Origin of the sequence: Rhodococcus sp. NPDC056506, from assembly GCF_042794945.1 — a bacterium.
Lineage (GTDB): Bacteria > Actinomycetota > Actinomycetes > Mycobacteriales > Mycobacteriaceae > Rhodococcus_F.
Genome location: NZ_JBHTSW010000042.1, coordinates 44,017 through 52,414 on the forward strand (window position 1 = coordinate 44,017; position 8,398 = coordinate 52,414).

The following is an 8,398-nucleotide window of genomic DNA, read 5'->3' on the forward strand; positions in this document are numbered from 1 at the left end:
GGTGGTCGCGGCGTTGCTTCCCGGTGCGCTAGTTTCATGGTTATGAGTGAGATCCAGGGACAGCGCATCGCGTTCATTCAGGCGACGTGGCATCGCAACATCGTCGACCGTGCACGCGACGGATTCACCGACGCGATCGTCGAGCTCGGCTACCCAAAGGACACGGTTGATTTCTTCGAGGTACCGGGGGCTTTCGAGATCCCGCTGCATGCTCGGCGGTTGGCCAAGACCGGCCGCTACCAGGCGATCGTCGCCGCAGGTCTGGTCGTCGACGGCGGTATCTACCGGCATGACTTCGTGGCGACGGCTGTCATCGACGGTCTGATGCGCGTGCAGCTCGACACCGACGTTCCGGTCTTCTCGGTAGTCCTGACACCGCATCACTTCCACGAGCACGCCGAGCACGTCGAGTACTTCAGCACGCATTTCGTGAAGAAGGGCGCCGAGGCTGCTCGCGCGGTCGACGCCACCGTCAAGTCGTTGAAGGCCCTGCCCACCAGCTAGTCGTTTCCCAAGTCTCGCTGAGTCGAATGCCATCGGCTCAGCGAGATTTTTTGTGTCTATCGAGGGGTCTCAGCACCAGCCAGCGCAGAGGCGTTCGAGTCGTCGACTTCGCCGTAGCGGTCGACGCATTGCTGGAAGAAGTCCCGCATCTCGGTGACTACCTGGATGTGGCTGTTTAACGACTTCTCCAACGAATCTTCACCATCCTTAGCTTTCTTGGAGAACTTCTCGGCCAGGTTGATTCCAGATTGGAGCGTTCCCATCCCAGAAACATTCGCTATCACGAACAGATTTCTGCGCATCTGATCGAGTTCGCCAAGAAGTCCATTGCATGCCGCAACCACATCACGTGCGATGTCTGGCTCAACTTCCAGCCGCGAGTCGTCAGACCCATTGCTTCGATCAGACCAACTCACCGAGACCTCATTTCGGTAGCGTCGGTTCAAGATTGACCGACAGACGCTGCACAAAAACACAACTGGACTCTTGCCGAACCTCAGACAGCTTTCGTTCTACGTTGAACCAGATTGAGCCGTGTTCAACCGAGAAAGCAAGGTAGCAACCATTGTTGTCCTCGTCGTCGACGCGCTGATACTCGATACCACGCCGCCCACCGACATTGAGTTCCTCGAACCCTCGGAAATCAGGATTCCGTCGAACATCGTCGACGGTGTACGACGATGAATACACGGTCAAGAAATACCAGGACCCGCTCCACCCACAGATTTTCCATCCTGGCTGCTCCACGCCCGCCGCACCAGCTTCCTCGGTAGCCGGATCAAGCCCAACTTCTTCCAGAACCGAGTCCGGAATGTCCTTGCAGGGATCGAACAAACCCTCTTGACCCGACGCAGGCTGCGGCGCCCCTCGTACCGATGCACTGCACCCCGCCGCCAGTGCGGCCGTGAACAGTACGGCCGCCACCCTGTTGGCCTTCATCCGAGAACTCACGAACCCGGAAGATCCTGGCCCGCGAGTGTGACCGCGTTGGACGTATCGACACCGCTGTAACTGTCCAGACACTTCTGAAAAAAGTCCCGCATCTCGGTGACAACCTGGACGTGGCTCTTCAGCGCCTTCTCCAACGAGTCCTCCCCACCTATGGCCTTCTTTGAGAATTTATCGGCCAAATCCAATCCGGATTGCAGGGTCCCCATCCCTACAACTGTTTCGATTCCGGCCAATTCACCCGTCAGAAGATCGATTTCGCCAATGAGTGCAACACACGCTGCCACGACACCCAGGGCAACGTCGTAATCAACTACAAGGCTTGGGTCCGTGACGCCATTTCCCAATTCCGACCAGTTCATGAAACCCTCAATTCGGTAGCACCGGATCGAGATCGACCGAGGCACGCAGACCTACGGCACAACTCGAATCTTTCTGAACTTTGGACAGAATCTTCTCGACGTTGATCCAAATCGACCCCTGTGTCGCAGGGAACGTCACGTAACAGCCTTCGCCACCTTCGTCGGCGACGCGTTGATACTGGATTCCGCGGCGGGTGCCAGCAGTCACATCTTCGAAGCCTCCATAGTCAGAATTCCGACGCACATCCTCGATGGTGTACGTCGTCGAATAGACCGTGAGGTAGAACCATGACCCGCTCCATTTACAGATCTTCCACCCAGGTTGTTCTACCCCTGCGATTCCGCCTCGTTCAGTCGCTGGATCAAGCCCCACTTCTTCCAGAACCGAGTCCGGGATGTCCTTGCACGGATCGAACAAACCCTCTTGGCCGGATGCAGGCTCAGCCGCCCCCTCCACGACTGAGCTGCATCCTGCCGCAGCCCACACCAACATCCCAGCCATGAGCAGTCGCCCAACCCCCACCGACCCCCGCATGGCACCCCCTGTTGATGTGGACCCACTGTATTGGATGCACCGGAGGCTCGATCGGTTCCCGCAATCTCGAAATTCCCAGGTCACGTTCGGCGGTTCACTCAGAGCGCATCTCCAGCGATTGACGCTCAGCTCAGCAGTCGCATACTGGAGAGGTTGACTACGACTTCGGGAAGGCACCGAGTGAGCGCACCGAAAGCCCCGGCCAAACCAGCGATCCTCAGCGTCGACGACGATCCGGGTGTTTCGCGTGCCGTCGTCCGAGACCTCCGCAAGCGGTACGGCGAGAAGTACCGAATCATTCGTGCGGAGTCCGGCGACCAGGCTCTCGAGACCTTGCGCGAAATGAAACTTCGCGGCGATGCAGTCGCTGTGATCGTCGCTGATTACCGCATGCCTGGTTTGAGTGGGATCGAGTTCCTCGAACAGGCAATGGACCTGTATCCCGTAGCTCGTCGCGTTCTACTGACCGCGTACGCCGATACTGATGCTGCGATCGACGCCATCAACGTAGTCGACCTCGACCACTACCTCCTCAAGCCGTGGGATCCCCCGGAAGAGAAGCTGTACCCCGTCATCGACGCGCTGCTCGATGCCTGGGCTAGCTCGAGCCATCACCCCTCCGAGGAAACCAAGGTGATCGGCCATCGTTGGTCCGAGCGATCATCCGATGTTCGAGAGTTCCTGGCACGCAACCAACTTGCCTATCGCTGGTACATGTCGGACGAGCCTGAAGGTCAACGACTTCTCTCGGCCGCCGGCACCGACGAACTGCGCCTTCCCGTCGTCATCGCATCCAACGGAGATGTCCTCGTCGAGCCCACCGACGCCGAACTCGCCGACAAACTCGGGCTGAGCACCACTCTCTCCGAAGACTTTTACGATCTCGTTGTCATCGGCGGCGGCCCCGCCGGTCTGGGAGCGGCCCTGTACGGCGCTTCGGAGGGACTTCGGACGGTCCTCATCGAACGGCGAGCGACCGGCGGTCAGGCCGGCCAGAGTTCACGAATCGAGAACTACCTCGGCTTCCCCGACGGAGTCTCCGGCGCACAGTTGGCCGATCGGGCCAGGCGCCAGGCAACCAAGTTCGGCGCCGAGGTCATCACTGCTCGCGACGTCACCGGTCTGGAAATCAACGGCTCGGCCCGCACAGTGCGTTTCGACGACGGTTCGTCGGTCGACGCCCATTCGGTCATCCTGGCGACCGGTGTTTCCTATCGCCAACTTTCAGCACCAGGGCTCGATACATACACCGGCCGAGGGGTCTACTACGGGTCAGCTGTCACCGAAGCCGCTCGGTGCAGCGAGCAGGATGTGTACATAGTCGGCGGCGCCAATTCGGCAGGCCAAGCTGCGGTCTACCTCTCCCGAGGAGCTAGGTCAGTCACCATTCTCATTCGCGGCAACTCGCTCGAAGCCTCGATGTCGTACTACCTGATTCAGCAGATCGAAAAGAATCCGAAGATCACCGTGCGCACGTGTACGGAGGTAGTCGGCGCTGAGGGTGACGATCACCTCGAACGAATCACACTGCGTAACAGAGCCACCGGAGAAGAAGACACTGTCGATGCTCAGTGGTTGTTCATCTTCATCGGTGCCGCTCCCCTGACCGACTGGCTCGGAGACGTGGTGGTCCGCGACGGAAATGGCTTCGTTCTTGCCGGCCCGGACCTTCCGTCCGAAGGCGTCACACCGGACGGGTGGCCGCTCGACCGCGCACCACATCATCTCGAAACCAGTGTCCCCGGAGTATTTGTCGCCGGGGACGTACACGCCGAATCGGCCAAGCGCGTCGCGTCGGCCGTCGGAGAGGGCGCGATGGCCGTGATGTTCGTCCACCGCTATCTCGCTCAACAATAGGGAGATTCGATGTCCATTCCTGAATGCAGCCCAGACTTGCTTCGCACCCTGTTCCTGTTCGAGAAGCTCACCGACGATCAGCTCGAATCACTGTGCCAGGCAGGCCATATCACCGAGATCGATCGAGGTCAGGTCTACCTCGAAGGTGAGCCTGCCACCTGCTTCTACGTCCTCATCGAGGGCGAAGTGGTCTTGTCCAAGCTGTCGGGCGGCGAAGACATCGAGATCAACAGGACCACCCAGCGCGGCGTCTACTCGGGAGGCTGGACGGCGTATCTCGGCGATCGTGTACCGCAGGTCTACGCGGGGTCGATGCGAGTGACGACTCCTTCGACGTTTTTCGTCCTGGACGCCGACAAATTCGGCAACGCGATGCGCGAGTGGTTTCCGATGGCGGTTCATCTACTCGAAGGTGTTTTCTTCGGCAAGAAGAACACTCAGCAAATCATCGATCAGCGAGAGCGACTCCTTGCACTCGGATCACTGTCGGCCGGGTTGACTCACGAGCTCAATAACCCTGCAGCCGCGGCGGTTCGAGCGACAGCCTCTTTGCGCGAGCGTGTCGCAGGCATGCGTCACAAACTGGGAATGGTCGCATTGGGCACCTACGACCGCGATGCCCTCGTCACTCTCATGCGACTTCAAGAGGAAGTTGCAGAGGTTGTCGCCAAGGCGCCGACGCTCACTCCCCTCGAAGCCTCGGATCGAGAGGATTCGTTGGGTGAATGGTTCGAGGATCATTCGATTCGAGAAGGTTGGGATCTGGCTCCGACCTTCGTGCAAGCTGGTCTCGACACCGCTTGGCTCGAGAATGTTGCTGCAGCCGTAGACGAGTCGGTGCTAGAAGGCGCAATTCGCTGGCTGAATTACACCATCGAATCCGAACTCCTGATGAACGAGATCGCCGACTCCACAACGAGGATCTCGACGCTCGTCGGTGCGGCGAAACAGTATTCACAGATGGATCGCGCTCCGTTCCAGACCATCGATGTCCACGAACTGCTCGACAGCACGTTGATCATGTTGGGGCAAAAGATCGGAAGCGGAATCGAAGTCGTCAAGGAATACGACCTCGCGCTGCCACCGATCGACGCCTACGCCGCCGAACTCAACCAAGTGTGGACCAACCTCATCGACAATGCGGTGTCTGCCATGGACGGATCGGGAACACTCACCGTTCGGACAAGCCGCGATGGCGACCGCGTGTGCATCGAGATCTGTGACACCGGTGCCGGGATTCCCGATGACGTCATCGACAGGATCTTCGAACCGTTCTTCACTACCAAGCCAGTCGGCGAGGGAACCGGTCTCGGCCTTGATATTTCGTGGCGAATTGTGGTCGGCAAGCATCGTGGTGAGCTGCGGGTCACGTCAGAGCCTGGTAACACCCGGTTCAGAGTTTTGCTGCCAATCGCGGGCCCACCGCGGGATACGCGTGACGACTAGTCGCCCTTGCACGGCCGGCAGGCAAAGCGCACGATGAAATGACCGACTTCAGGCAGTGAGAGGGTGAACCATGACCGACGGACTTCCAGCGGGGATCGATCCGAGCGTGCCGCCCAGTGGCGCGGGATGCGTCGAATGCGATGCGAGCGGCGGTTGGTGGGTGCACCTGCGTCGTTGCGCGCAATGCGGTCACGTGGGGTGTTGCGACTCCTCACCGTCACAGCACGCGAGCAAGCATGCGGCCTCGACAAAGCATCCGTTCATGCAGAGCTACGAACCCGGCGAGGATTGGTTCTGGAGCTTCGAAACCAACGAGGCGTACGACGGACCTGAATTGGCGGCGCCCACTTCACATCCCGTAGATCAGCCGACGCCGGGACCTAAGGGTCGTGTCCCAGCCGATTGGCAGCAACACATCCACTGACTCAGTTCGGTTGGTCGATCGACCTCAAAGTCGAGACGTTCGACGACTCCTGATCCAATGCGTTGTCGATGCAGGCTTGAAACTGAGCCTGCATTGCCTCCACGACCGCGATATGACTCGCCAACACATCGACGAGCGCATCGTGGCCACCGACGGCCTTCTCCTCGAACTTCGTCTGAAGCGCTCGACCTGATGCGAGCGTCCCTAAACCACCAACCCAACTCAGTTTCGCAGCAGCAACAGACAAATGCTCCAACGTCATTTGGTATTCGCCGCATGCCGTAACTAGCAATCGCGCCGTATCCGGATCCAGCGAGAACGAAACCTCGGCCCCGGAGTCCTCATTTGAACTCATGCGTAGCACCACCTTCATCAAGCGAGCGATTCATCTGGGGAGCTCCGGGAAGAGTTTGTCGGTAATCGTCGAGGCGAGGCCACACGGGTCGATCGCCGTCTCACCGAAATCTGGGGCGATCCGAACGATCAGTACCCCCTGATTGGTCGTCCAAGCTACTGAGCAAATCTGTCCGGTCGCATCGTCACGCTGCCCGAATTTGATAGCAGGGCCGCCATGAACATTCGCAGCCCTTACATCGGCATTGTTGGTGTTCGCTTCGACTTCGTCGAGAGTGTGGTCTGTTGACCAGACGCTCAGCGAAATTCCCGTCCCATCCCATGAGCAGATTTCAAATCGTGGAATCTGAACTCCAAGAATCCCGCGTTCCTCAGTCGCCGGATCAACGCCGACATACCGCAAGGCACTGTCGCTAATACCGCTACAAGGGTCAAATAGCCCAACAGCCTCGTCGGCTCGTACTGCATGCCCCTCGACGGTCGAGGAACAACCCCCAACCAACAGCGCGGCCGCGACCAGGACCACTGCAACCCTCACTCCCACAGCACTCCCCCTCGTTCGCGACCCGCTCACAGTAATGGACGCTCCCCAGCACCGATCGGTTCCACCCCATTGCATTCCGTTGCAACCCTTCACCCGCGCCGATAATCGGCCTAACGTCGGTCTACCAGGGGATTCACAACGAAGTGAGGTGCGGATCAATGAAGGCAGCACGGTTCCACGGGCAGAAAGACATCCGGATCGAAGAGATCCCTGAGCCCGAATTGCGGCCAGGAACAGTCAAGCTGAAGGTCGCATGGTGCGGAATCTGCGGCACCGATCTCCACGAGTACCTCGAAGGACCGATCTTCATCTCCGCACCCGGACACCCGCATCCACTCTCACACGAGAATGCGCCGGTCACGATGGGCCACGAGTTCTCCGGCACCGTCGAAGAGGTCGGCGAAGGTGTCACGGACGTCGAGGTCGGTGAAAATGTCGTTGTCGAGCCTTACTTCGTCTGCAACGAGTGCGCCCCGTGCAAGGCGGGCAACTACCACCTGTGTACGAAGATGGGGTTCATCGGCTTGGCTGGCGGAGGTGGCGGACTCAGCGAGAAGGTCGTCGTCGACCGTCGTTGGATCCACAAGATCGGCAACATCCCGCTCGACGAGGCAGCTCTCATCGAACCGTTGAGCGTCGCCCATCACGCAGTCGTGCGCAGTGGAGCCGAAAGCGGCAACGTCGCCATCGTGGGCGGAGCCGGACCGATCGGCCTCCTCGTTGCGGCCGTTCTCAAGGGTCTGGGTGTCACGACGATCGTCACTGAACTCAGCGAAGCCCGCAAAGCCAAGGCCCTCTCCAGTGGAGTCGCCGACTACGTCATCGATCCCACCACCGAAGACGTCAAGGCGCGCGTCCTCGAACTCAGCGGAGGCATCGGCGCAGACATCGGATTCGAGTGCGCAGGCGTCAACGCAGTACTCGACACCATGCTCGACACGGTCAGGCCTGCTGGAGTTGTTGTCAACGTGTCGATTTGGGGCAAGCCCGCGACCATCGACATGCAGAAGCTGGTCCTCAAGGAAATCGATCTACGCGGAACCATCGCGTACGTCCGTGACCATGAAGCGGTCATCAAGATGGTCCAGGACGGTGTCGTCGATCTGGCGCCATTCATCACCGGTCGCATTCAGCTCGAAGAGTTGATCTCCGAAGGATTCACCACTCTGATCGAGCACAACGACACGGCGGTCAAGATTCTCGTCAGGTCGTGACCGGACGGGGCACCTCGGGACCCACCGCAGTCAGCGACCCAGGTGCCCGGCCCTTGCCCCATCCTAGCTTCTCTCGGTAGCGGGCCGGGTGGTAGTACACCATCACCACCGCCCGTTTAACCCGGGGGGGTTTTTTGTTGACCAGAAAAACCGGGGGAGTTTAAAAAAAAACACACCCCCCAGAAAAAAAAAAAAAAGCGTTTGAGGGGT

11 protein-coding genes and 1 pseudogene are annotated in these 8,398 nt (G+C 59.3%); 5 read left to right on the plus strand and 7 right to left on the minus strand.

The window, feature by feature from the left end; genetic code table 11:
* Positions 1–42 precede the first annotated feature (42 nt).
* On the plus strand, positions 43–504 hold the full coding sequence (locus tag ACFQ6H_RS24765) for a 6,7-dimethyl-8-ribityllumazine synthase (protein WP_070797143.1): 462 nt from the start codon (positions 43–45) through the stop codon (positions 502–504).
* A gap of 56 nt (positions 505–560) precedes the next feature.
* Here the strand turns inward: ACFQ6H_RS24765 and ACFQ6H_RS24770 are convergent, their stop codons facing one another.
* From ACFQ6H_RS24770 to ACFQ6H_RS24785, 4 genes are read right to left on the minus strand one after another with little or no spacing between them, the layout of a single operon-like run.
* Positions 561–920 (minus strand): hypothetical protein, encoded by a 360-nt coding sequence (locus tag ACFQ6H_RS24770; protein ID WP_378649173.1) that lies wholly within the window; start codon positions 918–920, stop codon positions 561–563.
* Positions 921–927: 7 nt separating this feature from the next.
* Positions 928–1,443 carry a DUF3558 domain-containing protein gene (locus tag ACFQ6H_RS24775; RefSeq protein ID WP_378649187.1) on the minus strand — a complete coding sequence of 172 codons (516 nt, stop codon included), beginning with the start codon at positions 1,441–1,443 and terminating at the stop codon, positions 928–930.
* Between the two features lie 8 nt (positions 1,444–1,451).
* Positions 1,452–1,814, minus strand: a complete 363-nt coding sequence (locus tag ACFQ6H_RS24780; protein WP_378649175.1) for a hypothetical protein — start codon at positions 1,812–1,814, stop codon at positions 1,452–1,454.
* Positions 1,815–1,821: 7 nt separating this feature from the next.
* Positions 1,822–2,349: a DUF3558 domain-containing protein gene (locus ACFQ6H_RS24785; protein WP_378649177.1), complete on the minus strand. Its 528-nt coding sequence runs from the start codon at positions 2,347–2,349 to the stop codon at positions 1,822–1,824.
* Positions 2,350–2,529: 180 nt separating this feature from the next.
* On the opposite strand from ACFQ6H_RS24785, the gene ACFQ6H_RS24790 reads away from it, so the two are divergent.
* The 3 genes from ACFQ6H_RS24790 to ACFQ6H_RS24800 all read left to right on the plus strand — a co-directional run bounded on the left by ACFQ6H_RS24790 (position 2,530) and on the right by ACFQ6H_RS24800 (position 6,076).
* Positions 2,530–4,206: an FAD-dependent oxidoreductase gene (locus tag ACFQ6H_RS24790; protein ID WP_378649179.1), complete on the plus strand. Its 1,677-nt coding sequence runs from the start codon at positions 2,530–2,532 to the stop codon at positions 4,204–4,206.
* 9 nt (positions 4,207–4,215) lie between these two features.
* Positions 4,216–5,652, plus strand: coding sequence for an ATP-binding protein (locus ACFQ6H_RS24795; RefSeq protein ID WP_378649181.1), 1,437 nt, complete (start codon positions 4,216–4,218; stop codon positions 5,650–5,652).
* A 70-nt stretch (positions 5,653–5,722) separates the two neighbouring features.
* Positions 5,723–6,076 carry a UBP-type zinc finger domain-containing protein gene (locus ACFQ6H_RS24800; protein WP_003941317.1) on the plus strand — a complete coding sequence of 118 codons (354 nt, stop codon included), beginning with the start codon at positions 5,723–5,725 and terminating at the stop codon, positions 6,074–6,076.
* Position 6,077: 1 nt separating this feature from the next.
* On the opposite strand, the gene ACFQ6H_RS24805 is transcribed toward ACFQ6H_RS24800, so the two are convergent.
* Entirely contained in the window at positions 6,078–6,431 is a 354-nt protein-coding gene (locus ACFQ6H_RS24805) for a hypothetical protein (RefSeq protein ID WP_235867922.1), read from the minus strand.
* A 30-nt stretch (positions 6,432–6,461) separates the two neighbouring features.
* Entirely contained in the window at positions 6,462–6,968 is a 507-nt protein-coding gene (locus tag ACFQ6H_RS24810; protein ID WP_378649183.1) for a DUF3558 domain-containing protein, read from the minus strand.
* 164 nt (positions 6,969–7,132) lie between these two features.
* Here ACFQ6H_RS24810 and ACFQ6H_RS24815 point away from each other — a divergent pair, with 164 nt between their 5' ends.
* Positions 7,133–8,188: a 2,3-butanediol dehydrogenase gene (locus ACFQ6H_RS24815; protein ID WP_003941279.1), complete on the plus strand. Its 1,056-nt coding sequence runs from the start codon at positions 7,133–7,135 to the stop codon at positions 8,186–8,188.
* Here ACFQ6H_RS24815 and ACFQ6H_RS24820 read toward each other — a convergent pair.
* Positions 8,178–8,279, minus strand: a pseudogene (locus tag ACFQ6H_RS24820) (4Fe-4S ferredoxin); the annotation flags it as partial. The gene ACFQ6H_RS24815 and the pseudogene ACFQ6H_RS24820 sit on opposite strands and share 11 nt — an antisense overlap.
* Positions 8,280–8,398: the final 119 nt, after the last annotated feature.